The organism is Pseudomonas alkylphenolica, from assembly GCF_000746525.1.
Lineage (GTDB): Bacteria > Pseudomonadota > Gammaproteobacteria > Pseudomonadales > Pseudomonadaceae > Aquipseudomonas > Aquipseudomonas alkylphenolica.
In genome coordinates this window covers 4853897-4880229 of record NZ_CP009048.1, presented here as the reverse complement: position 1 = coordinate 4880229, position 26333 = coordinate 4853897, and the positions used below count along the sequence as shown (strand labels likewise).

General features: G+C 56.1%; 29 protein-coding genes. 13 read left to right on the top strand and 16 right to left on the bottom strand.

The window, feature by feature from the left end:
* The first annotated feature begins 98 nt into the window (after positions 1-98).
* Positions 99-341: a GDCCVxC domain-containing (seleno)protein gene (locus PSAKL28_RS27205; RefSeq protein WP_075226590.1), complete on the top strand. Its 243-nt coding sequence runs from the start codon at positions 99-101 to the stop codon at positions 339-341.
* Positions 342-841: 500 nt separating this feature from the next.
* Here the strand turns inward: PSAKL28_RS27205 and PSAKL28_RS22375 are convergent, their stop codons facing one another.
* The 7 genes from PSAKL28_RS22375 to PSAKL28_RS22345 form a co-directional block, all read right to left on the bottom strand.
* Positions 842-1204, bottom strand: a complete 363-nt coding sequence (locus PSAKL28_RS22375; protein WP_038614613.1) for a copper-binding protein — start codon at positions 1202-1204, stop codon at positions 842-844.
* Complete coding sequence (locus PSAKL28_RS22370) at positions 1201-4359, bottom strand: efflux RND transporter permease subunit (protein ID WP_038614612.1); 3159 nt, start codon at positions 4357-4359, stop codon at positions 1201-1203. Before PSAKL28_RS22370 ends, PSAKL28_RS22375 begins: the two co-directional genes overlap by 4 nt.
* The gene (locus PSAKL28_RS22365) at positions 4356-5840 is read right to left on the bottom strand and encodes an efflux RND transporter periplasmic adaptor subunit (RefSeq protein WP_038614611.1); all 1485 of its coding nucleotides are present in this window, start codon (positions 5838-5840) and stop codon (positions 4356-4358) included. Before PSAKL28_RS22365 ends, PSAKL28_RS22370 begins: the two co-directional genes overlap by 4 nt.
* Positions 5837-7093, bottom strand: coding sequence for a TolC family protein (locus tag PSAKL28_RS22360; protein WP_038614610.1), 1257 nt, complete (start codon positions 7091-7093; stop codon positions 5837-5839). The genes PSAKL28_RS22365 and PSAKL28_RS22360 overlap by 4 nt, the downstream gene beginning before the upstream one ends.
* 99 nt (positions 7094-7192) lie before the next feature.
* The gene (locus PSAKL28_RS27200; RefSeq protein ID WP_075226589.1) at positions 7193-7534 is read right to left on the bottom strand and encodes a hypothetical protein; all 342 of its coding nucleotides are present in this window, start codon (positions 7532-7534) and stop codon (positions 7193-7195) included.
* 295 nt (positions 7535-7829) lie between these two features.
* Positions 7830-9224: a heavy metal sensor histidine kinase gene (locus tag PSAKL28_RS22350; RefSeq protein WP_038614607.1), complete on the bottom strand. Its 1395-nt coding sequence runs from the start codon at positions 9222-9224 to the stop codon at positions 7830-7832.
* Positions 9224-9901 carry a heavy metal response regulator transcription factor gene (locus PSAKL28_RS22345; RefSeq protein WP_038614606.1) on the bottom strand — a complete coding sequence of 226 codons (678 nt, stop codon included), beginning with the start codon at positions 9899-9901 and terminating at the stop codon, positions 9224-9226. The genes PSAKL28_RS22350 and PSAKL28_RS22345 overlap by 1 nt, the downstream gene beginning before the upstream one ends.
* 191 nt (positions 9902-10092) lie before the next feature.
* Here PSAKL28_RS22345 and PSAKL28_RS22340 point away from each other — a divergent pair, with 191 nt between their 5' ends.
* The 7 genes from PSAKL28_RS22340 (at position 10093) to PSAKL28_RS22310 (ending at position 15594) form a co-directional block, all read left to right on the top strand.
* Complete coding sequence (locus tag PSAKL28_RS22340; protein WP_038614605.1) at positions 10093-10452, top strand: co-regulatory protein PtrA N-terminal domain-containing protein; 360 nt, start codon at positions 10093-10095, stop codon at positions 10450-10452.
* A 251-nt stretch (positions 10453-10703) separates the two neighbouring features.
* The gene (locus PSAKL28_RS22335) at positions 10704-10910 is read left to right on the top strand and encodes a co-regulatory protein PtrA N-terminal domain-containing protein (protein ID WP_038614604.1); all 207 of its coding nucleotides are present in this window, start codon (positions 10704-10706) and stop codon (positions 10908-10910) included.
* 186 nt (positions 10911-11096) lie between these two features.
* On the top strand, positions 11097-12935 hold the full coding sequence (locus PSAKL28_RS22330; RefSeq protein WP_038614602.1) for a copper resistance system multicopper oxidase: 1839 nt from the start codon (positions 11097-11099) through the stop codon (positions 12933-12935).
* A 14-nt stretch (positions 12936-12949) separates the two neighbouring features.
* Positions 12950-13279, top strand: a complete 330-nt coding sequence (locus PSAKL28_RS22325; protein ID WP_038614600.1) for a hypothetical protein — start codon at positions 12950-12952, stop codon at positions 13277-13279.
* Positions 13269-14348, top strand: coding sequence for a copper resistance protein B (locus PSAKL28_RS22320; protein WP_038614599.1), 1080 nt, complete (start codon positions 13269-13271; stop codon positions 14346-14348). The genes PSAKL28_RS22325 and PSAKL28_RS22320 overlap by 11 nt, the downstream gene beginning before the upstream one ends.
* Before the next feature lie 9 nt (positions 14349-14357).
* Positions 14358-15149: a c-type cytochrome gene (locus PSAKL28_RS22315; protein WP_038614598.1), complete on the top strand. Its 792-nt coding sequence runs from the start codon at positions 14358-14360 to the stop codon at positions 15147-15149.
* Complete coding sequence (locus tag PSAKL28_RS22310; RefSeq protein WP_038614597.1) at positions 15139-15594, top strand: DUF411 domain-containing protein; 456 nt, start codon at positions 15139-15141, stop codon at positions 15592-15594. Before PSAKL28_RS22315 ends, PSAKL28_RS22310 begins: the two co-directional genes overlap by 11 nt.
* A gap of 71 nt (positions 15595-15665) precedes the next feature.
* Here the strand turns inward: PSAKL28_RS22310 and PSAKL28_RS22305 are convergent, their stop codons facing one another.
* The 4 genes from PSAKL28_RS22305 to PSAKL28_RS22290 all read right to left on the bottom strand — a co-directional run bounded on the left by PSAKL28_RS22305 (position 15666) and on the right by PSAKL28_RS22290 (position 19301).
* Positions 15666-15998: a DUF2790 domain-containing protein gene (locus PSAKL28_RS22305; RefSeq protein ID WP_038614596.1), complete on the bottom strand. Its 333-nt coding sequence runs from the start codon at positions 15996-15998 to the stop codon at positions 15666-15668.
* A 435-nt stretch (positions 15999-16433) separates the two neighbouring features.
* Positions 16434-17561: a Fic family protein gene (locus tag PSAKL28_RS22300; protein WP_257011828.1), complete on the bottom strand. Its 1128-nt coding sequence runs from the start codon at positions 17559-17561 to the stop codon at positions 16434-16436.
* A 333-nt stretch (positions 17562-17894) separates the two neighbouring features.
* The gene (locus PSAKL28_RS22295; RefSeq protein ID WP_038614593.1) at positions 17895-18551 is read right to left on the bottom strand and encodes a hypothetical protein; all 657 of its coding nucleotides are present in this window, start codon (positions 18549-18551) and stop codon (positions 17895-17897) included.
* A 12-nt stretch (positions 18552-18563) separates the two neighbouring features.
* A complete protein-coding gene (locus PSAKL28_RS22290) occupies positions 18564-19301 on the bottom strand; it encodes a HupE/UreJ family protein (RefSeq protein WP_038614592.1) in 738 nt (245 codons plus the stop codon).
* A gap of 511 nt (positions 19302-19812) precedes the next feature.
* Here PSAKL28_RS22290 and PSAKL28_RS22285 point away from each other — a divergent pair.
* From PSAKL28_RS22285 to PSAKL28_RS28620, 5 genes are all read left to right on the top strand, one after another.
* Complete coding sequence (locus PSAKL28_RS22285) at positions 19813-20130, top strand: metal-sensing transcriptional repressor (protein WP_038614591.1); 318 nt, start codon at positions 19813-19815, stop codon at positions 20128-20130.
* Positions 20131-20137: 7 nt separating this feature from the next.
* Positions 20138-21274, top strand: coding sequence for a nickel/cobalt efflux protein RcnA (locus PSAKL28_RS22280; RefSeq protein WP_038614590.1), 1137 nt, complete (start codon positions 20138-20140; stop codon positions 21272-21274).
* A gap of 12 nt (positions 21275-21286) precedes the next feature.
* Positions 21287-21724, top strand: coding sequence for a YqaA family protein (locus PSAKL28_RS22275; protein WP_038614589.1), 438 nt, complete (start codon positions 21287-21289; stop codon positions 21722-21724).
* On the top strand, positions 21724-22464 hold the full coding sequence (locus PSAKL28_RS22270) for a TraX family protein (RefSeq protein WP_051939532.1): 741 nt from the start codon (positions 21724-21726) through the stop codon (positions 22462-22464). Before PSAKL28_RS22275 ends, PSAKL28_RS22270 begins: the two co-directional genes overlap by 1 nt.
* A gap of 130 nt (positions 22465-22594) precedes the next feature.
* Positions 22595-22726 carry a YHYH domain-containing protein gene (locus PSAKL28_RS28620; protein WP_096335688.1) on the top strand — a complete coding sequence of 44 codons (132 nt, stop codon included), beginning with the start codon at positions 22595-22597 and terminating at the stop codon, positions 22724-22726.
* Positions 22727-22770: 44 nt separating this feature from the next.
* Here PSAKL28_RS28620 and chrA read toward each other — a convergent pair whose 3' ends face one another.
* The 5 genes from chrA to PSAKL28_RS22245 all read right to left on the bottom strand — a co-directional run bounded on the left by chrA (position 22771) and on the right by PSAKL28_RS22245 (position 26326).
* Positions 22771-24126, bottom strand: a complete 1356-nt coding sequence (gene chrA, locus PSAKL28_RS22265; protein WP_257011912.1) for a chromate efflux transporter — start codon at positions 24124-24126, stop codon at positions 22771-22773.
* Positions 24127-24319: 193 nt separating this feature from the next.
* The gene (locus tag PSAKL28_RS22260; RefSeq protein WP_038614588.1) at positions 24320-24781 is read right to left on the bottom strand and encodes a methyltransferase family protein; all 462 of its coding nucleotides are present in this window, start codon (positions 24779-24781) and stop codon (positions 24320-24322) included.
* Between the two features lie 4 nt (positions 24782-24785).
* Complete coding sequence (locus PSAKL28_RS22255) at positions 24786-25454, bottom strand: DsbA family protein (RefSeq protein WP_038614587.1); 669 nt, start codon at positions 25452-25454, stop codon at positions 24786-24788.
* On the bottom strand, positions 25451-25885 hold the full coding sequence (locus tag PSAKL28_RS22250) for a disulfide bond formation protein B (protein ID WP_038614586.1): 435 nt from the start codon (positions 25883-25885) through the stop codon (positions 25451-25453). The genes PSAKL28_RS22255 and PSAKL28_RS22250 overlap by 4 nt, the downstream gene beginning before the upstream one ends.
* Positions 25886-25894: 9 nt before the next feature.
* Positions 25895-26326 (bottom strand): copper chaperone PCu(A)C, encoded by a 432-nt coding sequence (locus PSAKL28_RS22245; RefSeq protein ID WP_038614584.1) that lies wholly within the window; start codon positions 26324-26326, stop codon positions 25895-25897.
* Between the last annotated feature and the right edge of the window lie 7 nt (positions 26327-26333).

Below are 26333 nucleotides of genomic sequence, written 5' to 3'. Positions count from 1 at the left end.
TACTGATCCACATGATGGCGCTTCGAGCATCCTCTACTCGCGCCATCGCTCCGGCTCCAGTATTTTACAGGCAGACACCGTACATTAGTGGGGCAGTCATGAGCGCCATCATCCTCGAATCCGTGTTGACCTGCCCGCATTGCGGCTTCGCCAAGCAGGAAGTCATGCCCACGGACGCCTGCCAGTTCTTCTACGAGTGTGACAGCTGCAAGACCCTGCTACGCCCGAATCCTGGTGACTGTTGTGTGTTCTGTTCGTTTGGCTCGGTGAAGTGCCCACCGATCCAGGAGCAGCGCGGTTGCTGTGGTTTAGACACACCTAAAGCGCCCCGCCAGATCTAATCTCTGGCAGGGCGATGGACCGAGACTGTTCACCGAGTCCCTAACTCGTCGAGACCATGCGGGCGAACGGTGCCGCAGCTGTATTCGTTTGGATCGATCAATTGAGCCAACTGAGCAGGGCTTTGAGTGGTTTGGTCGATTGCCAGCCGCAGCTCGCTTAGGGGCTGCAGATTGGGACGTAAACCCGTCGCCACGATGATCTCATCCGCGTCAGGCAGTGGCTGGCCATTGCTACGCACAACGACTCCCTCGCCAGTCGCGTCGACTTGGCTACGTCACCACAAACAGGTGACACAGGGTACTTGTTGAAAAAAGGCGCCTACTTCAGGCGCATGAAACCATCCTTCAAACCCAAGGAGTCAACCAAGAGGATGGTGGAGCAATCAACTCTTCACTATCCCGTGGGGCTGCCGACCTTTCGCTGACCTGTACGCCCAAGAATGGTGGATGGCAGGTTCGATAACTGCTTGTGAAGGTCGAATCAGCCATCCATGCCATTGTTATTTCAGGGGCTTGATCGACACTATGGTGGCTGCCATACCCTCGGCACGAAACTCAAACGCTACTTGATCCCCAGCTTTCAGGCCTGTCAGTTGCTCGGTTGTTGCATTGAATGCCATGGTCATGGCGGGCCACTGCAGGGCCGGCACGGCGCCATGCGCAATCGTCACTGTGTGCTTCGTAGTATCGATAGCCTTGATCGTTCCCTCCGCTTTGGCCACTGGAGCCTGTTTGGTCTCTTGCTTCATCTGCATGCCCTCCATGGGCATAGCCTCCTTCTTCATTCCCGGCATGTCCTCCGCCTGTGCGGAAAGAGACAGTGCGACAACGGTGCTTGCAACGGCAATCAGGGTCAGTTTCATACGGCTTTACCTTGAGGGTTGGTGGATACAACGGGGAGGTGCCGACGGCGCATCAAGCGATAGGCCGCCGGAATGACAAAGAGAGAAAGCAAGGGAGCCGTGACCATGCCACCGACCATCGGTGCAGCGATGCGACTCATCACTTCACTACCGGTCCCGCTGCCCCAGAGTATCGGCAATAGGCCGGCGATAATGACGGCGACGGTCATGGCCTTGGGTCGAACACGCAGCACCGCACCTTCGCGAATCGCCTCGACCAGCCCACGTTCTGTGTTGTCACCGAGGTCTTCACGTTCGGCCCAGGCCTTCTTCAGGTACAGCAGCATGATCACTCCAAATTCGGCAGACACACCGGCCAGGGCGATAAAGCCAACGCCGGTGGCCACCGACAAATTGAAGCCCAGCAGATAGAGGAACCATGCTCCGCCGGTCAGAGCAAATGGCAGCGTGGCCATGATCAACAAGGCCTCGTCGAGGCGAGCAAAGGTCAGATAGAGCAGGACGAAAATGATAAGCAGAGTGGCCGGCACTACCAGCTTGAGTCGGGCATTGGCCCTTTCGAGAAACTCGAACTGCCCCGAGTAGCTCAAGCTCATCCCTGGCTGCAGCTTGACCTGCTCACTGACGACACGGCGCAAGTCGGCGACCACCGAGGCAATATCCCGCCCACGCACGTCGATATACACCCATCCGGAAGGCCTTGCATTCTCGCTCTTGAGCATCGGCGGACCGTCGCTGACCTTGATCCTAGCCACCGTTCCAAGGGTGATTTGGTTTCCTAGTGGGGTGTAGATCGGCAGTTGCTCCAGGGCGCCGAGCGAATCACGCCACTCGCGCGGATATCGCACATTGATTGGGAAGCGTGCCAGTCCCTCAATGGTCTCCCCGATGTTTTCACCGCCGATTGCGCCGGCGACGATTGACTGCACATCGGCGATGTTCAGCCCATAGCGGGCAGCGGCTTTGCGGTCGATATCCACGTCGATGTAACGGCCACCGGTTAGGCGCTCAGCCAGCGCAGAACTGACCCCAGGTACGTCCTTGGCCACGCGCTCAACCGCCTGAGTGGCTGCATCAATCTCTGTCAGGTTGCTACCGGAAATTTTCACCCCGATCGGGCTCTTGATCCCAGTGGCGAGCATATCGATGCGATTGCGAATCGGCGGGATCCAGATATTGGTTAATCCCGGCACACGGACCACCCGATCCAGTTCCTCCACCAACTTTTCCTGGGTCAGGCCGGGTCGCCATTGCTCACGCGGCTTGAACTGAATGGTGGTTTCGAACATCTCCAGTGGCGCCGGGTCGGTAGCGGTTTCGGCGCGGCCTGCTTTACCGAAGACGTGTTCGACTTCGGGCACCGTCTTGATCAGACGGTCAGTCTGCTGCAGCAATTGCGCCGCTTTCTGCGCCGACAACCCTGGCAGCGCCGAAGGCATGTAGAGCAGATCGCCCTCGTCCAGTGGAGGAAGGAACTCACCCCCCAACCGGGACATCGGCCATAGTGTGCTGAGAAACACCAGCAGGGCGACCAGCATAGTGGCTTTGGGCCGACGCAGCACCGCGTCCAAGGCGGGTTGATAGAGCCTGATCAACCAGCGATTCAGCGGGTTCTGTTCCTCATTGGGAATTCGTCCGCGAATCCAGTAGCCCATCAGCACCGGCACTAGTGTCACCGATAATCCGGCTGCCGCCGCCATGGCGTAGGTTTTGGTGAACGCCAGGGGCCCGAAGAGCCGTCCCTCCTGTGCTTCCAGAGTGAACACTGGGATGAACGACAAAGTGATGATCAACAGGCAGAAAAACAGCGCTGGCCCTACCTCGGTCGCAGCTTCAGTCATTACAAGCCAATGATGTTCACCCTTGAGCTCTTGCCCGGGATGGGCCGCGTGCCATGCCTCGATCTTCTTGTGAGCATTCTCGATCATCACCACAGCGGCGTCGACCATGGCACCGATGGCGATGGCGATCCCGCCCAGGGACATGATGTTGGCGTTAATTCCCTGGTAGCGCATGACAATGAAGGCCATCAATACCCCGATCGGCAGCGAGATAATGGCCACCAGGGATGAGCGCAGATGCCACAGAAATATCCCGCAGACCAAGGCGACGACGATGAACTCTTCGAGCAACTTGTGGCTGAGGTTTTTCACGGCGCGGTCGATCAGCTTACTGCGATCGTAGGTAGTGACGATTTCCACCCCGGTCGGTAGGCTTTTCTTCAATTCGTCGAGCTTGGCTTTGACTGCTGCGATGGTCTCGCGAGCGTTCTTGCCGCTGCGCAGAATCACCACGCCGCCGACGGTCTCGCCTTCGCCGTCGAGTTCAGTGATACCGCGACGCATCTCTGGACCCAACTGGATCGTTGCGACTTCGCCGAGAGTTACTGGTACGCCACCGGCACCTAGCTTGAGTGGAATTGCTCGAAAGTCATTCAATGTCTTCAGGTAGCCTGACGCGCGAACCATAAACTCGGTTTCCGCCATCTCCAACACGGCACCACCGGTTTCTTGGTTGGCCTTACCAATCGCCTCGGTGACCTGCGCCTGGGTGATGCCGAGGTTGGCCAGTTTGAGCGGATCGAGCTGCACCTGGTACTGCTTGACCATACCGCCCACGGTGGCCACTTCCGCCACATTGGGCAGGGTCTTCAGTTCAAATTTGAGAAACCAGTCCTGAAGTGCACGGAGTTGCGCCAGGTCGTGTCCACCGGTGCGATCCACCAGGGCGTACTGATAGATCCAGCCCACTCCGGTGGCATCAGGCCCCAATGCCGGCTTGGCACTGGCGGGCAGGCGACTTTGTATCTGGCTCAGGTACTCCAGCACCCGGGAGCGAGCCCAATACATATCGGTACCGTCTTCGAACAGCACGTACACAAAGCTGTCGCCGAAAAAGGAATAACCCCGCACGGTTTTCGCCCCTGGCACCGAGAGCATGGTGGTGGCCAACGGGTAGGTCACCTGATTCTCGACGATCTGCGGAGCCTGACCCGGATACGGGGTGCGAATGATCACCTGCACATCGGACAGATCCGGTAGCGCATCGATGGGCGTGCTCTGCACCGACCAAACGCCCCAGGCCGTGACAAACAGCGTGGCCAATAGCACCAGGAAGCGGTTAGCCACTGACCAGCGGATAAGAGCCGCAATCATGGCTGGCCCCCTAGTTTTTCCAGGCGCTCAACGCGCAAACCATCATCGGTTTGACTGACGGATACACGAACCTTGTCGCCCGACTTGAGCCCCTGCATGAGCGCAGGGTTTGCTAACGGAAAGGTCATGGTCATGCCGGGCATACCCAATGTCTTGAACGGACCGTGGGCAAGCGTGACCTCTTGGCTATTGATCTGCAGGACTTGCCCCTCTGACTCATGAAGGGCGAAGGCGGCAGTGGGAGGTGCTGGCACTTCCAGCGTGGTTGCGACAATGCCCTTGAGGCTGGCTTCGGAGTCGAGCAAGAACTGTCCAGAGCTGACTACCTGTTGACCTTCCTGCAAGCCTTTCAATATTACCGTCTTGCCGTCGTTTTCCAGTCCGAGTTGCACTTCTACCGGACGGTAGCGACCCGCGTCTTCGGCGAGCATCACCAGCGTGCGCCGGCCAGTACGGATGACTGCCTCGCTCGGCACCCACAACGTACTTTGCTCGGTCGTATGGTTCAGACGCACCTGCGCTGTCATTCCCGGTCTGAGTCGCCCGTCAGCGTTGGGGAGCTCGACTCGCACACGAACAGTGCGGCTGTCCGGATTGGTTTCCGGCAGAATCGCACTGACCGTGCCGTTGAGCACTGTCCCCGGGAAGGCTGGCAGGCGGGCTTCTACCGTCTGTCCGACGATGATTGATCCAGTTTCCGACTCTGGAACGGCCACCGCCAGCCAGACGCTGCTCAAACCATTGACCCGGGCCAGCGTCTCGCCGGCCGCCACGGTCATGCCCGTACGGACATTCAACTCTTGCAGTACACCGCCAATGGGGCTGGTAAGGGTCAGGTTCGGCTGAACCTTGCCGCTGCGCTCTACCTGAGTAATCAGTGACGCCGGCATTCCCGTGAGGCGCAGTCGTTGGCGGGCCGCAGCCAGCAAATCGGCATCGCCATTACGTTTAAGTGCGAGGAATTCTTCCTGAGCAGCAGCCCACTCCGGTACTAGGATATCCGCCAATGGTGCATTGGCCTTGAGTACGTCGCCTGGAGCGCGGGCATAGATCCTTTCCACAAAGCCAGCGGTACGTGCCTGAATCACCGCAACTTCCCGCTCGTTGAATGCCAGCACGCCGACAACGTCCAGGCTAGAAGCGAGGGCGCCACGGGTGACGGTCGCCAGGCGCATGCCCAGATTCTGAGTCAGGCCCGGGTCGATGCTGATGGCGGCACCGGTGGTTGTGCCATCCGCGTATTGCGGTACCAGCTGCATGTCCATAAAGGGCGATTTGCCAGGTTTATCGAACTTCTGCTGCGGGACCATCGGATCGTACCAATACAGCACCTTGCGTTCGTCTTGCATTTTGGGAGCCTGCTGGGTGAGCGCATCAGGCATTGTGTTCATGCGTTGCTGAGCGAACCAGTAGCCGCCACCAACGCCTATGGCCACCGAGAAGCCTGCCAGCAAAGCCCCTTTCCAGATTCGAGTGCTCATTCGCTGGTGTCCCCGTAGTTGAAATACAAGCGAGCATTCGTCAGCGCTCGCTGTTCTTCGACGTCAATTTGTTTAAGGCGAGCCTCGATGAGTTCACGTCGGGCCGCTATAACAGACGCCAGGTCGCCTTTCCCTGCGCGGTAGCTGGCCATGCTCAGTCCAACCTTTTCCTTGGCCAGGGGGACCAGGGTTTCCCGGCTGCGGCTCACGGCACGGTTGAGACGCTCGTAGTCAGCCAAATCAGCTTCCAGTTGCTGGGTATGCTCGCGTGTAAGCGCTTCGCGCTCGGCTTCCAATTGATTCAGCTCGGCGTGTTTGGCGGCGATCCTGGGATTTTGTCGGGAGCCGGGGAGCAACGGCAGATCCCATGAGAGTTGCACGCTGACCATATCGCCGAACTCCCGCCCGCGGCGCTGATAATCGACTTCCCAGCTCCAGTCGGACTGCTTTTCCGCTTCGGCTTCGCGCACTTTGGCTTCAGCCTCGCGGGTCATCGGTGCAAACGCTGCCAGTTCAGGATGATGTTGCAACTTGTGGGAATAGCTTGAGCTATCGACAGGCCATTCCGGCAGACGGCCCACAGGCTGGTCATTGGCGGCGGCGCCAATCCAGCGCTTGAGAGCCGCTCGAGCTTGTGCTCGCTGGCGAATCAGATCGTCCTGTTGCTCTGCCAATTGCGCCGCTTCCTGCCTGGGTGTGACCGCATCGGCAGGCTGGGCTCGGCCACCGGCGATCTGCGCCAGGACGGTATCGCTCAACAGGCGATTTTCTTTGTAAAAATCTTGGAACAGCACCTCTTTACGCTCGACTGAATAGCTGCTGATCCAGGCCGATGCCGTGGCCTGCCGGACATTCAATCGCTCGACTCGAGCTTCAGCCGCGGCTCGATCAACGGCCGCCTCGGCGACCGCGGTACGCGCCCGGCGCTTATCGCGGTTGGGCATTTCCTGCATGACTCCAACCATTTGCATGGTCATGAAGTCCTGATCAAGGCTCCAACGATCGGGGCCGCCAATCGGGTAGTTCTGCACCCCCATCAGCAATTTGGGATCGGGTAGTTCCCCGGCGGGGATTGCGGCGTTAGTGGCAGCTTGCAGCTTGGCCGCCTGGGCCGTCAGTGAGGGGGCGTTATTTTCGGCAAGCCGCAGAGCTTCATCGAGGGTCAGCGGGGCGGCGACGCTCGGCAATGCCAGTACGCTTGCCAGCAGACCGGCCACGAGGGGCCAACCTGTGCAGTAGCACTTGGAGTTCATGTTCACGATTCCTGTGATGAATCACTGCGTGTCTCTTCAGACATGCACGCAGGTATGCCATCGCATCAATGGCCGATGGGACTCAGTGTGGTACAGGAATCAGGCGCAGGGCGGTCGCCATACCCCTGAAGGGGGCTGCGTAGGTAGGAAATCGCCGAAGACGGACGTCACGACAGGGCTGGACAAGGTAACAGGAGGCTTGATGATCGAGACTTGCAGCATGCCACCAGTCTTGCATTCCTGGCCCGGCTTGCAGGGCTTGCCGTGTTCGGCAGGGCTTTTCATATCGTTGCAGCAATCCATGCCCATGTCGTCCATCATCGTCATGCCCATGGTCTTCATCGGGCAGGGTTCAGTCGGTGCCTCGATACCTGCCATCCCACTGAGGGGAAGCGCCAGGCTAACCAGGAAAATGAGGCAACACCGTATGTAGCGTTTCATGTTGGGGAGTCTAGTCGCTGCTCACGCACCGGACAATTACAAATCTCTTAGGAAGAGTGAACCGTTCCGAGTTTCGCAGACATCACCATGCCTCAGAATGAGGCCAACTAGGCGGTTCCATGAGCAGTCGGCGTTTTCCCGAAGAGTTCAAGATCCAGGCTGTAATTCGAGTGACTGAAAACTGTTACCCGTAGCAGACGAGGTGTCACGCTTGGCTGCACAGTGGTGACAAACGGGTCATGTGGGCGAATGTCGGTGAAATTGGTTAGCACAACATTGATGGCACAAGAGTTCGCTACCCGGCCGCTTCCTGTTGATCGGCGGGAAAAGCAAAGTGAAAGGCGGTCAAACCTTCAGATGAGGTGCACCAGACTCTACCTTTGTGTGCTTCTACAATGGAACGGGTGATCGCAAGACCGAGCCCTGCATTGTTGGGACCTCCCTCCCGCCTCGCCGGGTCGGCACGGTAGAATCGATCAAAGATCTTGTTGATGTGCTGCGAATCAATTGTGGCTCCGCCATTTCGGATGGTGAGGGTCACCTTGTCTGCGGAATGCTGGATCTCCACCGCGATCTCCTTTCCTTCCGGCGTGTATCGCATGGCGTTCGAGAGGATATTGGAGACAGCTCGGTCAATCATCAGACGGTCTCCAGTGATGATTCCCCTTCCATGAAGGCTTAGCCGTACTCCTCGATCCTCAGCCAGTAATTGGTAGTACTCGAAAAGCCTGGACACGAGATCTTCAAGTTTGATGTCGACCTGCTCAGGAATGATGAGTCCGTTGTCGGCCTTGGCGAGAAAGAGCATGTCATCGATCATGCGGGACATCCGCTTCAGGTCCTCCAGATTCGAGTACAGGTTCTCCTCATACGCGTCCAAATCGCGTTTCCTGGTCAGCACGACCTCGGTGTGCGTTAGCAGGTTACTCACCGGGGTTCTTAACTCGTGTGCGATGTCGGCCGAAAAGTTGGATAGGCGAAAGAATGCGTCATCCAAACGTGCGAGCATTCCGTTGAAGGACAAGATCAGTTCTTGAAGTTCAAGTGGCACAGGTTCCAGAGGGATGCGTTCTTGGAGTGACCTAGCAGACATGGACGTCGCAACCTTCGTGATCTGCTCGACGGGACGCAGCCCACTTTTCGCGACTAGCCAACCCAAGCCTGCGCTGACCAACGCGCTGATAACCAAACCGACTCCGAACCACCGTTGCAGGGTTTCAAAGAAATGCGCATGGCTGGTGATATCCAGCATCAGCATGACGGTGCCGGGGGCTAGGTCGCCTGGGATCTTGACGTGAGACGTGACGCCGCGGAAGTTATGGGATTCGTCCTGCCATTCCCACACGGCTTCTTTTTCAGCACGCTTGTAACGATCGGGGATCTGCACGGTTTTGAGATCCGAAAACAGTACAGCACCGTCTGAGTTGAGGATCTCCGCCGTCAGATCCTGGTGGGCGCCTAATAATGCGCTTAGTTGCGGTCGTAGCCCTTCAAGCCTTGCTCCCGGGGCCTGGATCGACAGGATGTGTCTTGTCGACTCCAGCTTCTCGAATAGCGCTTGTTCATCGAGCATTCGGAAGTGGTGTTGGCTCAGCATGTTGAAGCTGATGCCTGCGACCACCAGTACAGCGATGACCGCGAACATGATCATCAAGGTCAGACGTTTGACGAGTGAGGACTGTGACAGCATCACTCAGTTGTATCCATCATGTAGCCCATGCCTCGGGCTGTGTGAATGAGCTTCGGAGCAAAGTCGTCATCAATCTTTGCCCGCAGCCGCCGAATCGCCACCTCGATCACATTGGTGTCGCTGTCGAAATTCATGTCCCACACTTGGGATGCAATTAGGGATTTGGGCAGCACTTCACCGCGACGCCGCATCAGAAGCTCTAGAAGTGAAAACTCCTTTGCTGTCAGATCAATTCGCTTGCCGTTTCGAGTGGCACGCCGCTTGAGAAGGTCAACCTCAAGATCCGCCATTTTCATGGTGGTTTGAGCTGACGAGCTGATGCCCCGGCGCAGTAGCGTACGAACCCGAGCGAGTAGCTCTGAGAATGCGAATGGTTTTATGAGGTAATCGTCGGCCCCTAGCTCAAGACCTTTCACTCTATCGTCTACGCCATCACGAGCCGTCAGGAACAAGACAGGGACGTCTTTACCTGCCGCGCGAACCATCCGTAGGACTTCCCAGCCATCTAGCCCCGGCATCATCACGTCGAGAATCAGCAGGTCGTAGCTTTCGCTCAGTGCATTTTGAAGGGCGTCTGTACCCGAGACGACACGATCAACAGTAAAACCTGCCTCTGTGAGGCCCTGCTGCAAGTAGACTCCGGCTTTTGGCTCATCCTCAGCTACGAGTAGTTTCATGTGCTTTGACCCCAATGGTTACATGTCCAGTTTGCAGCAAAAAAGCCGCCCAACCAGAACCTGACGCAAAAGTAATGTAGGCATCAGGCAGCTGTCAGGGAGTCCTGTCTACGGTCTGTTATGACAGGCATCGCAATCGTGCCTGCCGTTAGCGGTAGCAGTGACCCTGACAACCTGATGGAGATCGTCCTGTGAAATCGCTCAAACCAGTGCTTCTTGCTACAGCTATGCTGCTGTCTTCAACTGTGTTCGCTGAAGGTGGAAGCGACCGTGCGCTCGAAAGAATCCAGTTACTTCGGGACCAGGCTGAGGCCGTACTGATAAAAGCGGAGAAAGCTGACCTCGGCCAACGGCATGTACACATGAAAGAGCACATGGCCATGTTGCAGGACTTGATGAGCCAGCTGCATCAAGTCCATCCCAAAGCAGGCATGACAAAGGATGAACATCTAGCGTGGATGGAGAAACACGACAAGATGGTGGATGACGTACTTGGTCAAATGGTCCGTGAGCACAAGCTAATGATGGCGGCCAAGGAGTGTCATCCATAACCCCGAATTCACGGCCGTTCCCCTCTGCTCCTTTGGCCTAGCGGCGCCCAAACGGCGCCGTTTTTTTTGGGGCCAGATTCAGTCATTCCGTTTCAGTCTCCGCAGCAGACGTTTGGCCGGGTGGAATGATCAGTCGCAAGAGCCTGACAGAACTGTAATGCCCAGCTCAGCTTTCTGAAAGCGCAGGCTAGCTAATGTGACCCTAAGCCTGAAGCCCTTGGGGCTCACCGTAACCCGCTGAGGAACAACTGATGAACTTGATCAAAACGCTCCTGATGATGGTCACCTTTGGCATGGCTAGCCTTGCTCTGGCTGAAGGCGGTGCCGACCGCATCTTTGCAAGGATGGAGGCAGCCCGGCAGACCTCCGTGAGTACGAATCAGCTTGCACAGCAGAAGAAGGACCAGGCGCCGGCAGCAGCTGAGATTCACAAACAAGCGAAGCATGAGAGCTGCTGAGCCGAGCTTACAGAAATGTAATCACTCGGGAATCTGTTATGTGGCAGTTTCAGATTGCTCTTTCCCACCGCGGCTTGTGCTTGCTGAAAAGTCTACAAGGCTCGTGGGAATCCTAAGGAAATCGGGACCTTCGACCTCGAACAGCCCGAATATCAGCGAATTACTTGACTGACTGGACACTACGGCATGCAAAGCAAAACCACGAGACGATCCTTCGTCAAAGGCCTGGCCGCTACTGGACTACTTGGTGGATTGGGCATGTGGCGCACGCCGGTCTGGGCCGTGACCAGCCCTGGCCAACCTAATGTGCTGACAGGCACCGATTTTGATCTGTACATCGGTGAACTGCCGGTCAACATCACCGGAGCGGCTCGTACGGCAATGGCGATCAACGGTTCGCTGCCTGGACCAATTCTTCGGTGGCGCGAAGGTGACACTGTCACGCTACGAGTTCGCAACCGATTGAAGCAGGATACTTCCATCCATTGGCACGGCATCATCCTGCCGGCGAACATGGATGGGGTGCCTGGCCTGAGCTTCCATGGCATCGCACCTGATGGCATGTATGAGTACAAGTTCAAGGTCCATCAGAACGGGACCTACTGGTACCACAGCCATTCTGGGCTACAGGAACAAGTCGGGGTGTACGGTGCATTGGTCATCGATGCAAAGGAGCCCGAGCCGTTCACCTATGAACGGGATTACGTGGTCATGCTTAGCGACTGGACCGATGAGGACCCTGCCAGAGTTCTTTCCAAGCTCAAGAAGCAGTCGGACTATTACAACTACCACAAACGCACGGTTGGCGATTTCGTCAACGACGTAAGCGAGATGGGATGGTCAGCTGCCGTGGCGGATCGGAAAATGTGGGCTGAGATGAACATGAGTCCAACCGATCTGGCTGATGTGAGCGGCTATACCTACACCTATCTCATGAATGGCCAGGCCCCGGGCAGCAACTGGACGGGCATCTTCAAGCCGGGCGAAAAAATCCGGCTGCGCTTTATCAACGCCTCGGCCATGACGTACTTCGATGTGCGGATTCCCGGTTTGAAAATGACTGTGGTCGCAGCCGACGGACAGCATGTCAAACCGATGAAGGTCGATGAGTTTCGAATAGCGGTTGCAGAAACTTACGATGTAATTGTCGAGCCGGATGACGCGCAGGCTTATACCATTTTCGCGCAAACCATGGATCGCACAGGGTACTCCAGGGGCACATTGGCCGTACGTGAAGGTTTGCAAGCTCCCGTGCCAGCAGTTGATCCGCGTCCTCTCATCTCGATGAGCGATATGGGCATGGATCACGGCGATATGGGCGGAATGGATCACGGGTCAACGCAGGGCGGTATGCCTGGCATGGCCGGCATGGATCACAGCAAGATGGCTGGGATGGACCATAGCAGCATGGCCAGCATGGATCACAGCAAGATGGCTGGGATGGACCACAGCAAGATGGCCGACATGGATCACAGCAGCATGTTTGGAATGCGCGGAGCCATGCAGGCTCACCCAGATTCGGAGACCAACAACCCCTTGGTCGACATGCAGACGATGTCGCCAACGCCTAAGTTGAGCGATCCAGGAATCGGACTGCGCAACAATGGACGCCGTGTTCTGACGTATGCGGATCTGCGAAGCACTTTCATTGATCCAGACGGCCGAGAGCCTGGTCGCACTATCGAACTACACCTCACCGGGCATATGGAAAAGTTCTCATGGTCCTTTGATGGGATTAAGTTTTCTGATGCAGAACCCCTGCGCCTCAAGTACGGCGAGCGTCTTCGCCTCACTTTGGTCAACGACACCATGATGACTCATCCCATCCATCTCCACGGCATGTGGAGCGACCTGGAGGACGAGAACGGTAACTTCATGGTGCGCAAACACACTATCGACATGCCTCCTGGCTCAAAACGAAGTTATCGCGTGACTGCCGATGCTTTAGGGCGATGGGCCTATCACTGCCACTTACTGCTCCACATGGAAATGGGCATGTTCCGAGAAGTCCGTGTGGACGAATAATCTGGAGATCTGAGATGAGCAAACCAATGAAACGTAGCGCCTTTTTCTTCTCTGCCGCCATGGTAGGTCTTCTTGCTGTTTATGCCCCTTCCTCGTGGTCCAGTGAAAATCATGAGCAACATACCCAGAAGTCTGCTGACGCCCCGAGTTCAGCTAAATCCAACGCCGGAACCAAGGGCGCACAGGGTAAGCAAGCCGAAGGAATGGATCATGGCTCTATGAAAGGCATGGACCATGGATCTATGAAGGGTATGGATCATGGGTCGATGGAAGGCATGGATCACAGCGAAATGATGGATTCGCACGGCGGCGACAAAGCTAAGGCAGGGAAAGATGACCAATAGGCTGGCACGACCATCGCTCTTGGCATTGGCTGTGTCCCTCAGCGCACTGAATGGTGCGCCTAGCTTTGCGGCTGAAGAAATGGACCATTCAGCGATGGGGCATGGGTCTATGCAAACGGATCCAGCCTCTTCACAAAGCGCGATGCAGGGAATGGACCACAGCCAGATGGGGGCAAGCAAGCAGCCGAAAAAGGCCACTTCTGTTGATCACAGCAAGATGGATCATAGCTCCATGCAGGGAAGCAAGGACTCCATGGACCATAGCAAGATGGGCCATGGGAGCATGGAAGGTATGGATCACGGGGCCATGGATCATTCGAAGATGGACCACGGTTCTGCTAATGCCCCCACGACGACCAGTCGTACTCCGATTCCTGTACTGACTGATGCGGACCGAAACGCGGCGTTTCCTCCACTGGGCGGTCATGAAGTTCACGATAGCGGTATCAACAGCTTCTTCTTGTTGGATCAGCTTGAGTACCAGGACGCAGACGAAGGCAGCACGCTGGCTTGGGATGCTTCGGGATGGGTTGGGGGCGACATCAACCGGCTATGGATCCGTTCTGAGGGCGAGCGCACAAATGGCGTTACCGAGGATGCCGAGCTCCAGCTTTTATACGGGCGCTCAATCGGTCCTTGGTGGGATGTGGTTGCTGGGGTTCGCCAGGATTTCAAACCAGAATCTCCCCAGACATGGGCAGCTTTCGGTATTCAGGGCATGGCGCTGTACGAATTCGAAGCTGAAGCTACCGCTTTCATTGGTGAGAATGGTCAGAGCGCCGCACGGCTGGAAGGCGAGTACGACATTCTCCTGACTAATCGCCTGATCCTGCAGCCTACCGCAGAAGCTAATTTCTATGGCAAAAACGATCCTGCGCGCGGCGTAGGTTCCGGTCTCGCCAACACCGAAGTTGGACTGCGCTTACGATATGAGCTCGTTCGCCAATTTGCACCCTACATAGGCGTCACCTGGAGCCGCTCCTACGGCAAAACCGCAGACCTGATTCGCGAAGAAGATGGGGATGTGGATGAAGCTCGATTCGTTGCTGGTATTCGGATGTGGTTTTGAGCACCTGACATGAAGAAAACAATTACAACGCTTGTGGCAGCAGGCGCCTTGGGTAGTGCGGCTGTTCTGGGGGTCGCGTATTTCGGCTTGGTCAACGTTGGTGCTGATGATCCTCACTTTCCGGCAGTCCATGCATTCCTCTCCATGGCGCGGGATCGCTCTATCGAGGTTCGCGCACGAGATATCGAGGTACCGAATCTAAAGGATGAAACCCTGATTCGTACTGGCGCCGGGAACTACAATGCCATGTGTATCGGCTGTCATCTCGCCCCAGGGGTTGATAAGACTGAGCTCAGCCAAGCACTGTATCCGTCTCCTCCCAACCTCACCAAGATTGGCCTAGACGATGGTCCCGCCGCTGCGTTCTGGACCATCAAACATGGTATTAAGGCCACCGGCATGCCTGCTTGGGGCAAGAGCATGGGTGATCAATATATCTGGGGCATTGTCGCATTTCTGGACCAGCTACCGCAGATGAACGCTGAGCAGTACAAAGCGCTGGTAGCAACCAGTGGCGGGCACCAGCACGGCGGTGGGGAAAGTGAGATGCACAATCATGAAGGTCAGCATGGCAGGAATGAGCCTGGCCACAACAGCAAGCCTGCCTCCACAGGAGGCCATCACGATATGGGGCAAGCAGAGGCGCATCATTCACCTTCCGCTGATCCCGCCAGCGCCAAGCCTGACACCGACCATCATGGCGGTCATGACGCGGCCGAAGCTGATAGTGATCATCACTCCAAGCCGACTCCGAAGACTCATACGCACAGTGATGGAAAGGAGCATCCCCATGAAAGTTAAAAGCCGCTTCCTGAGGTTGACCGCCCTTGCTGCATTTCTCACGCTACCGCCGGTTTACGCAGCCGTGCCAACCGCGATCGATGTGCACCGAGATGCAAACTGCGGGTGTTGTACAAAGTGGGTTGCATACATGGAACAGAATGGTTTCAAGGTCATCGATCACGTTGAAACCGATATGAGTGCTGTAAAGCAGAATCTCGGGGTCGTGCCACGTTTAGCGTCCTGTCACACCGCAGTGATCGACGGAAAGTTTGTCGAGGGACATGTCCCAGCTGAACAAGTTCGAGAGCTGGCAAAGCGAAGTGACCTGCTGGGCATTGCTGTGCCAGGGATGCCCGCAGGCTCTCCAGGGATAGAGGTGGATGGCGTTACGCATGCTTATCAGGTCATCGGCCTCACCAAGAGCGGAGGTGATGAAGTGGTTGCAGAATATCCAGGCCACTAACCCTTCCTTAGACCAATAAAAACGGCGCATTGTAGGCGCCGTTTTTATTGTGGGGAGGGCATCCTGATCAGTCAACTCTGACCTCGGCAACCTATGCCGGCTGTGCGGTACTCAAGAATGTTGAGCTTTCCAGTCGAGTCTTCATAGGTCATTTGCGCCGGCATCACGTCACAGGTGTCCCGGTTCGAGGTCATACTGATCACTTTCGCAATGTCGAGTTTCATCCCGTAGCGATAGTGGGTTACCTCTGGTGGTTTTTTTCCATTGGCAGCGGCATAAGCGCGCATAGCTTGTTCATTCGCCTGAATCATCTTTCCGTGCAATCGGTCGGATCCGCCCTCAGCCAATGCTGTCGAGGATGCGGTCAGGATCAGCAAAGCGGCAATTCCTTTAAAAATTCTCATGTTCATCACTCCTATTTGACGTGACTGAATCTTATGGGAATGGACCTGTCGTTCGAATGATGGGCCGATTACATCTTCGTAAGTCGCGCTCAGGCATAGCTGAAGGGTACCCACATCACGCACAAGATACCGACAACCTTAGCAAGGCCGCTATCAAGCCATGTACGAAGCCAAGCAGCGCGGCAGAAACGAAGTGATGCTGTTCAGCTGTGAGAGCTGATCTGCTCACCTGCGCCCAGATTGACATCCCTTCTCTGCCAGTAGCAATCAGCGCTCCGTTTCATGGGGTGACTTAGGAAGGTCTGCTTTGGGGGGGAAAGCAGTCGCTCATGATTGACCGCTCTCGGCTCAGAAAGTGGGGCTCAAAGGGATCAGACTTGAGGTCAGGGGGCGGCGGCGATTAAGTCTCAGCTTATGACGTTCAAGGCCAATCGATTACCAGAGGGACGGGAACAGGAACTCGATAGAGTAAGGGGACAGGCTTAGAGAAACCGACTTGAGTCCCTCCCATTTGATCAACCCCTCGTCGGCCATCTGCGAAAGAAGGGTTCGGGTTGTACTTTCGCTTAAGCCCATTTTGATTTGGATAGCGACGTTCGACTGATCACCGTGGCACAGCAAATCCTTGTAGATTTCGCAAGCCTTGATGCTGAACTCCGGCAACACCTCACCTTTTATGGTGTAGAAAGCTTCCTGATGCCGCTGTTGGAAGTAGTTGTCGATCCGCTGATTCAGCATCCGGGGTTCTAGTATGGAGCTGAAATAATTCACCTGATCGAGAGCGGTCTCGACGAAGTAGCGAGTGAATTTCAGCAACCCTGCATCGGAGAGCTCGCCACGTCCGTCGAGATCGCCTTTGCGAACATGGTCAGCAGCATTCAGCGCTGCATAGTACGCCTCGGCGTTGCGGCCGAAGCCTCGGGACATTGACCACAGGTCTGAACCACCCAGACCACTGGCCTTGAGATACTGGTCGGTGAATAGGCGACCCGTGCGGCCATTACCATCCACGAATGGGTGAATCCACATCAGTCGGTGATGCGCAGCTGCAGCAGCCAGAATTGGTGAGATGCCGTGGTGCCGGTCCAACCGGTAGGCGGTTTCGAACCAATTCATGTAGGACATAAGTTTCTCGGCAGTTGGCGGGATGTGCTTGCCGACCCTAACACCCCGATCCCTGAACTGCCCCGGGACCATACGGATGCTCTCACCATCGTCGTTGACTTTCATGTCCAGTAGCACGTCGGGTATGCCTTTGTAGAGCTCCCGGTGCATACGTGCGACTGCGTCCCTGGTACAGATTAGCGAATCTGCGATTGGGTCATCCGCCAGGCGTTTCTGCGCTTCAATGTGGCATTTAATCTCCTCCAACTCACTTGCGACTTTGACGTCGGTTGGCATTTCATGGGTGCTTAACACGTCTGCCGGTAGAGCGGAGTTACCCTCAATTTTGTTGCTGTAATACGAGTTTACCTTATGAAGATGCTCTATCAGAGGGAGCCGTAGCGGTGGGGGGACGTTGATGCGAAGTGCTGCGTCGAGCCGCATGGTATCAACGACCATATCCTGTAGGTCACCTGGGATACGGTCTTGAGTGATGAGGGGAGTAAGTGCCATTTGCGGGATGATTACTTTGTCGTAAGCCTAGGCTCTGTTCGAAAGAGATGTTGCAGACATTGTGAATTGCACGGATGGGGTGTACTCACATACCAGACCGAAGGTCTCGAAATTCTGTAGATCCTATTCATTGTGGACAGGCGTAGCGTTGGAGTCTATGAGTTCGAGAATAGGTCTTGCTCCCTGGGAGCAGCGCAGCTGGGAACTTCATAAGATTCTTTTCCTAAGGGAAGTGATGAAGCGCGCCCCAACGATTCGTTGGAGCGCGGTATCAGCGGGTTACTTTTTGACAGTGAGATAGTCGCCAGAGGTTTTCAACGAGACGGTCACGTCGCTGTTGGTGCGGTTACGCCAGAACCAACCATGGGTGCCGTCAAATAGAGCAGTGATCTCTCCTGCGTCGCCCTTTACCTGCTTGGCTTTGCTGTAGCTGTGGAAGTCGCCTTGGGCTGCGTTGTAGGTCTCTCCATGAGTGTCATGGTTGACCGGGCCAGTCGCGGTCCACTCGTAGCTGGCTGTACTGCCTTTGCGCATCTCCAGCTTGATTTCTCGGCCTTCGCCTGGTTTGAGCGTCAAGGTCATGTAGTCCGTTTTTGCCGCAGGTGCTGCTGTGGTGGGTTGTGCAGCCGGGGTGGCCACAGGCTGCACTTGAGCCACTGGTTGCGGCGCTGGGGCGACCACGGACGTGGAAATAGCAGCGGTTGGTTGTGGTGGCGCAGCATCGGCCAATGCCTCTTGCGCTAAGATGATTTTCAGCTCACCCATTTGTGTCAGCCCCAAAGCTCGACCGACCCCAGTGGGATCAATGGCGTATTCCGAAGGCATCACCACCGTCACCAGCAGGCCCAAGGCAGTTGCCAAAGCGATCACGGTAGAACGGACGAGCTGACGGCTGCTGGGCAGTTCACTTGCAGTTGGAAGCGGGGTATTGAACATAGTCAGAATTCCTTACGAGGAAACAAGCAGGCCGGTTAACTGGTAACCCATAAGTAGGAAGCCGGCACTCATCATGGCGACATTGGCGATGTAGGCATGGCGCCAGAAGCTGGCTGTCCGCCGCCAATAGCCGATCAGGATGAGAATGCTGCCAAGCGCCAACAGCTGACCGATTTCAACGCCAACGTTGAAGGCAATCAGATTGGGAATTAGGCCATCTGAAGAGATCTCGTACTCTTGGATCTTAGTCGCCAGGCCGAAACCATGCAGCAGGCCAAACACCAGCGTGGCTACCTTGGTGTTCGGCTGGAAGTCAAACCAGCGTTGAAACGCGCCCAGGTTGTCGAGCGCCTTGTACACCACGGAGAAACCGATGATGGCGTCGATGACATACGAGCTGATGCTGATTTCCGTGAGCACGCCTAGTAACAGGGTGACCGAATGCCCGGCGGCAAACAGCGTTACGTAGAGCCCGACATCCTTCATTCGGTACAGGAAGAAGATCACCCCGAACAGAAACAACAGGTGGTCGTACCCCGTCATCATGTGCTTGGCGCCCATGTAGATGAACGGCAAGAGCATCACGCCCGAGCTTTCCTGAATAAAGCCTTTATCCCCCTCGGCGACGGCATGAGCCAACGCCTCGGGCATGCCTAAACAAAGCGATGCGACAAGTAAAAAGAGCAGCAATAGCGGTCGATGTGGGCGCATAGCGAACACATCCCCGCCACTTGTTGGGTACAAGTGCATGGATCAATCCTACGTTGCAATGATCTTGAGCCGCTGTGCGGCCATGGTCAGGAAACAATCGGAGGACGGGGAGGGCGCTCGATCAGGAATATTGGAGATCGGGGGAGATAATGCGCTGGAGCGGTGAGCCGCACGAGAGGCTTCTGCTGTGCAGAAAGCTGCAGCGTAGAGCTCAGCTGAGGGGTCTCGTGCTGGTGGTCAGGGGTTAATGGCGAGTGGTAATGGTCGGAGCACTGTGTACAAGTCGATGCGCCATGGCTGTGATCATGCTCAGCTCCTTGCACCACCTCTGCTACAGGATGTTTGCCGGGCACTGACAACGTATAGGCATGTCCCGCCCACGCCGAGATAACGGCCAGAGCGAGAGCAAGAATCACCATCGTTGATAGAGAACGACTAAACATCACAGGTGCCTTTCAGGCCAATTCCAAGGAATTTGAAGCGTGCTTGATATATCCCCCCTGGGGGGATACGATGCCAGCGTAATCCATCGAATCCAGAGACTCAAGTCATGACTGAGAATGTGCACCTCGATGTCCATGACCACCCACATGGTCATACACATATCCATCAAAGCCACGAAGCGATCATCAAGCGCCTCAAGCGTGCGGACGGCCACTTGCGAAGCATCATTGCAATGATCGAGGAGGGCCGTGAGTGCGTCGACATCGCACAGCAGCTGCATGCGGTTGAAAAAGCGGTTTGCCAAGCCAAGCGGACGCTCATTCAGGATCACATCGACCACTGCCTGGAAGACACCGTCGTGGCATTGAGTAACGGGGATCGCTCATCGCTTGAAGAATTCAAGCAAATCACCAAGTACCTTTAGGTTCCCCATGCCGAACTTCGCAGAATTGCTACAGCAGGGTGGAGCCCACGCCTGGCTGTATTTTCCCAGTGCAATCTTGCTGGGTGCTCTCCACGGGCTTGAGCCTGGCCATTCCAAAACCATGATGGCTGCATTCATCGTTGCGATTCGTGGCTCTGTGAAGCAGGCAATCCTGTTGGGCCTTGCCGCCACGATTTCCCACACGCTGGTGGTCTGGCTGGTCGCAATCGGTGGCATGTACCTGGGTAAGGGGCTGGATGCTCAGACTACAGAGCCTTACTTCCAGCTCGCATCTTCTGCCCTGATCATTGTGATTGCCCTGTGGATGCTTTGGCGGACGTGGCGTGGCGAGCAGATGTTCAAGTTCGAGCAAGGCGATGATCACCATCATAGTGATCATGACCACGGGCATCATGATGAGACTCACCGTATTGATACCGGCCATGGCCGGATCGAGCTTTCAATCTTCGAAGACGGTATGCCCCCGCACTGGCGGATGAAAGTGCTGAGTGGCCATGCCTGGCCGGCTGCTCAAGTTCTATTGACCACCACCAGGTCCGACGGGAAGATCCAGCAATTCGCCTTTGTCGAGCGGGAAGGGTATCTCCAATCCACGGTTGATATTCCTGAACCCCATGAATTCAGCGCTCGGCTCAGTCTCGGGCATGCTGGCCATTCGCATGACTATGATCTCGATTACCGCGAGCACGATCATGGCCACATCCATTCCGAGCGGGAGGGCTTGGAGCTGTCCGTCGATGGCTACCAGGACGCGCATGAGCGTGCTCATGCCAACGACATCCGTAAGCGCTTTACCAATCGGGAAGTGACAACTGGGCAGATCATCATGTTTGGCCTGACCGGTGGCCTTATTCCATGCCCTGCAGCCATCACGGTATTGCTGCTCTGCCTCCAGGTTAAAGAAGTCGCACTTGGCGCCATATTGGTTCTGTGCTTCAGCATTGGCTTGGCGCTTACTCTAGTGGCAGTAGGGAGCGCAGCAGCGATTGGTGCAAGACAAGCGTCCAATCGCTGGCCATGGCTGGGTACCGTGGCGCGGCGTGCACCCTACCTCTCCAGCGTCCTGATTATCGGTGTCGGCCTCTATGTAGGCTTCCATGGCTGGATCGGACTGAACAGCTGAGGGGCCTGCTCAGTGTTCGAACTGACCAGCTACATCGGCCTATTTCTGGCGGCACTCGGTGCCGCCACCTTGCTGCCCATGCAGTCAGAGGCAGTACTCGCCGGCATGCTGGTTTCCGAGAAATATTTGCCCCTTACTCTGCTACTGGTGGCCACAACCGGTAACGTTTTGGGCTCGTTGTTTAACTGGGTGCTCGGGCGCAGCATCGAGCACTTCCGGCACAAACGTTGGTTTCCGGTTAGTGAGAGCAAGCTCGAAAAAGCCCAGCAGTCCTATCAACGCTACGGCCACTGGTCCTTGCTACTCAGCTGGGCCCCCATCATTGGCGATCCACTTACCTTGGTCGCGGGCATTATGCGTGAGCCCTTGTGGCGCTTCCTTTTGATCGTCACCCTGGCCAAGGGAGGACGTTATCTACTGCTCACAGTGCTCGTCCTGGGAGGCTCGTGATGAGCGCGTATGAGCTAACCGCACCGGTCATCAAGAATCGCAATGCCGGCCAGGACCTGATCAAGTGGTTAGCCATGGTCACAATGGTCATCGATCACCTGCGCTTGGTGTGGCCCGAAATGGGCGACCTGTTTATCGTTGGACGGCTCGCCTTTCCGCTGTTTTGCGTAGCGATTGCCGCCAATGTGGCGCGTACGGGCCCCGGCGAGCTACTGACAGCCGCCAATGGTCGATACCTCATCTTGATGATCCTGTTCGCGATCATTTCCGAGGTTCCCTATCGCTACATCAGCACTTCTGGACTATTCAATGTCTTGGTGACTCTGACACTGGGGCTGCTGGTCACGTGGGGGATTCATCATCGCACGTGGTTGGCTGGGGCCCTGGCAATCACCGCAGGGGCGCTTGCCTATCTGCTCAACGATACGCTGATGTACGGGTTCTATGGCGTCCTTGTACCAGCGACAGTGCTTATTGCGATCAAACGGCCAGGCATACTGTGGTTACTGCCTGCACTCCTGTGCGTATTGATCAATACTCGCAGCAGCATCGTCGCCCGGGCTCTGGATCTAAACACTCCGTCGATCCTAGCCTTGGGCACTGCCTGCGCCGCTCCGCTTCTAGGCTTGTGGCTCCTGCGCCAGAGTCTGCATTTCAATGTACAACCGGTACGCCAGTGGGGGTATTGGTTCTATCCAGGCCACTTGGTCGCATTGCTAGCTCTCCGCTTGTGTCTGTGAGGCATAAGAATGCCTTTCATCGGCTTACCCACAACTGAACCCGCAAGCTCTTGTTTGATGAAGGCAAATAGCCATACTCTGTGCGTGGTGGAAGATTCCGCCTATAAAAACTACGCATGGAGTTAGCCTGATGAAAGTTGTTTCTCTCGTTATTGCTGCTGTCCTTTCGTTCTCTTCGGTTGCTGCGTTTGCGCACAGTGGTGGTACCGATTCCAAGGGTTGCCACACCAACCACAAAACTGGCAGCTACCACTGTCACTAAGCGGCAAAGCCCAGCGGTTGCTGGGCCATTCCCAATGGTGGTCATCAGGACCACAGTTGAAAGAATGCTCCCCAATGTCCATTGCGCACCACGTACACCAGCAAACCGACTATACCGCAGCTGAGTAGTACCTGAATGACACCGCGCTTGAAGTGAAACAGTGCAATGGCAGCGGCTATCGCAATCACCAGCGACGGCCAGTCCAGACCTGCTCCAAATCCATTGGGCCAGAGTACGTGGTAACCGAAAAACATCGCCAGGTTCAGGATCACTCCGACCACGGCAGCTGTGATGCCGATGAGTGGCGCAGTGTATTTCAGTTCGTTATGGGTCGACTCGACCAAGGGCCCACCGACCAGAATGAACAGGAAGGAAGGCAGAAAAGTGAACCAGGTCACCAAGCTCGCCGCTACGGCACCGGCTAGGAACGTCTGCTCAGGACCAAAAACCTGCTGGACATAAGCGCCGACGAAGCCAACGAACGCCACGACCATGATCAACGGACCAGGTGTGGTTTCACCTAAGGCCAGGCCATCGATCATTTGGGTCGGGGTCAGCCAGCCGTAGTGTCCCACAGCGCCTTGATAGACATAGGGCAGCACCGCATACGCACCACCGAACGTCAGTAACGCTGCCTTGGTAAAGAACCAGCTCATTTGGGTGAACGTCCCGTTCCAGCCAAACATCGCGGTCAGGAGGCCCATGGGTAACAACCACAGCAGGACGCCTACCAGAATCAGCAGCATTAGCCGAGACCAGCGAAACCGGGCGTGTGCAGGCGTTGGGGTGTCATCATCGATCAGAGCCGTGCCATAGGATTTCTTCGCGGTACCGTGGCCACCGGTGCGAAATTTTTCTGGGGCAAGGCGGCCGCCCAGATAACCCAGCAGTGCCGCGACCAGGACAATGACGGGGAAAGGAACATTCAAGGCGAAAATCGCGACGAACGAAGCGGCAGAAATGGCCCACAGCCATCCGTTTTTGAGTGCTCTTGAACCGATTCTATGAGCGGCATGGACCACGATGGCGGTGACTGCAGGCTTGATGCCATAGAACAGTCCAGCCACGATGGGAACGTCACCGAAGGCAATATAGACCCATGACAGCACAATTAGAATGAACAGCGAAGGGAGCACAAACAGCCCACCCGCAATCACCCCACCCCAAGTGCGATGCATCAGCCAGCCGATATAGGTCGCCAACTGCTGTGCCTCTGGCCCAGGAAGCAGCATGCAGTAATTCAATGCATGGAGAAAACGCCGTTCTGATATCCAACGCCGACGTTCTACCAGCTCCTGGTGCATGATCGAGATCTGACCCGCAGGCCCGCCGAAGCTGATAAAGCCGAGCTTCAGCCAGAACCACAGTGCTTGTGCCAAGCTAACAGGCGCTGGTCGCATCAAGTCAGGCGCATCCACCGGTAGGGTGTCCTTAGTCATCGGTGTTGCCCTCCGATGGGCGCTCGAGCGAGCAGCTGGCGAAAGTACATGCTCATGAAACGATTGTCTCGTGATGTTCGGACTTTGGTGTTTTGGTGGTACTCGCGAAGCAGCTTGCGATCATTAGCTTTTTGTAGGGGCGCAAAACTGAACTTCAAATCCAGCGGCGAACACGAGCGCAATACTTATCCAGATCGTCACCAAACAACCGACGCAAGGCACGTTCTTCCGGCAGGATCTGAAAACGATTGATGTACAGGACGAACGCCGCAACTCCCAGCAAAGCGAAGGGTGAAGCAAGAAACACCGCCCACGCCGCCAAGGCCAATGCAAAGCCCAGGTACATGGGGTTTCGAGTCACGCGATAGATACCTGAAGTAACCAGGGCTGAAGCCGATGCTGGTTTCAACGGATTGACCGTTGTTTTGGCCTGATGGAAGCAAATTACGCCTGCCAAACAAACACCGGCGCCAATCACTGATAGCACAAGGGAGCCGACAAGGCGCCAACTCAGAGGCGCCTCTACGGCCGGCCATTGCGCTGCACTGAGCCACATCAACAACGCGCAAATCGCCGCCACCAAGGGGGGCGGGACACGGTTCTCGAACCAGTGCATGACATTACTCCTTGGTTTTGGCGACCTCATCACGGACCAATTGACGCAGTGCCTGCGGGCTGAACTCGTTCAGGCTTTGACCATTTACGAAGAACGTCGGAGTGCCCTGTACGGCTAAGGCTTTAACATCCTGCATGTCGACTTTAAGCGCCGCATCAACCCCCGCAGACCGCATGTCTGAACGGGCTTTATCCAGATCGAGACCGACCTCTTGCGCAGCCTCCCACGCCTTGGCTACTTGAGGATCATCATGCCAACCTGGTTGGGCCTCCAAAACCGCCTCCAGCACTTGCTGGTAGAGATTCTGCTTTCGCGATGCCTCGAGCAGACGGGCAACCTCTTCTGAACCTTGGTGTAAAAGCGTATAGCGCAAGACCAGACGAACATCGTCAGGATGCTCCGCGAGAATCTTTTTGACGTAGGGATAGAAAGCCCGGCACGCCTCACAAGAAGGATCAAAGAATTCGACAATGGTGACCGGGGCGTTTGCCTTACCGAACGCAGGTGAATGGAAGCGCACCAGATTGGCCGTAGCCCTGACAGGCGGTTCGGCAGGGGGCATCGTTGAAGTTTGAGCTGGTGGGGTCGGTGTTGGTTGATACAACATGACAGCCGCACCAAAGGCAGCCAGCACCAGAATGCTGATGGTCAGGACCAGGGTACGACGATTCATGTGGTAGAGCTCCGACGGATGATAAGCAGCAGGACAGAAATGGACATAAAGGCAGCTAGTGCTAACAGAGGCAGCGGAACAACGCCAAACAGCGTCATGCCAGCGTCAGTGCAGGATGGACCGGTCGCAGTACAGGGCACAATTGGCTGCGGAAGCAGGCCTGCATAGAGCAGGCTGTGCCCCAGCGCAACCAACCCACCACCGATCGCGAGTGGTAACGCATAGCGCCAGACCGCAAAATCTGAGCGATAGCAAGCAATAGCCAAAATGATCGCAAGCGGGAACATAAAGGCTCGCTGGAACCAGCACAGCACACAAGGCTCCTGGCCCATCACCTCTCCAACAAATAGCACCGCTAGTGTGGAAGCTAGCGCGAGCAGCCAGGCCAGCAGTAACAACATCCAAGAGCTGGGGGTAACGCCGTGGTTCATATGCGTTCCTCAGTTAGCGCCTGGAGGCACTGCAGTAAAGGTCACCGGGAGCGTCTGACCATCAGCAAATTGAAGCGTTATCGCAATCTGATCACCGAGGGCCAGCGGCTTCTGGCGCTGCATCAGCATCAAGTGATAACCACCGGGAGCAAAGGCCAAGGTGCCTGACGCAGGTACCTGTACCTGATCAATATGCTGCATTCTAGCCATGCCATTTTCCTGGATACTTCGATGAATCATGACTTGGCCGAACATGTCGCTTTGCGCACCATTCAGCGCAACCGGCTCAGCACCGGTGTTCGTCAACGTAAAGTAACCTGCGGCCGGTAAGTCACCGGGTAGCAGCCGAAGCTGCGCGTTCTGTACTTGCACTTGGGCCATTGCAGCATTTGCTGTTAGCAGCAATAGCGCAGCAGCCAGCTGTCGTCCGATCCGTTGCATCATGACT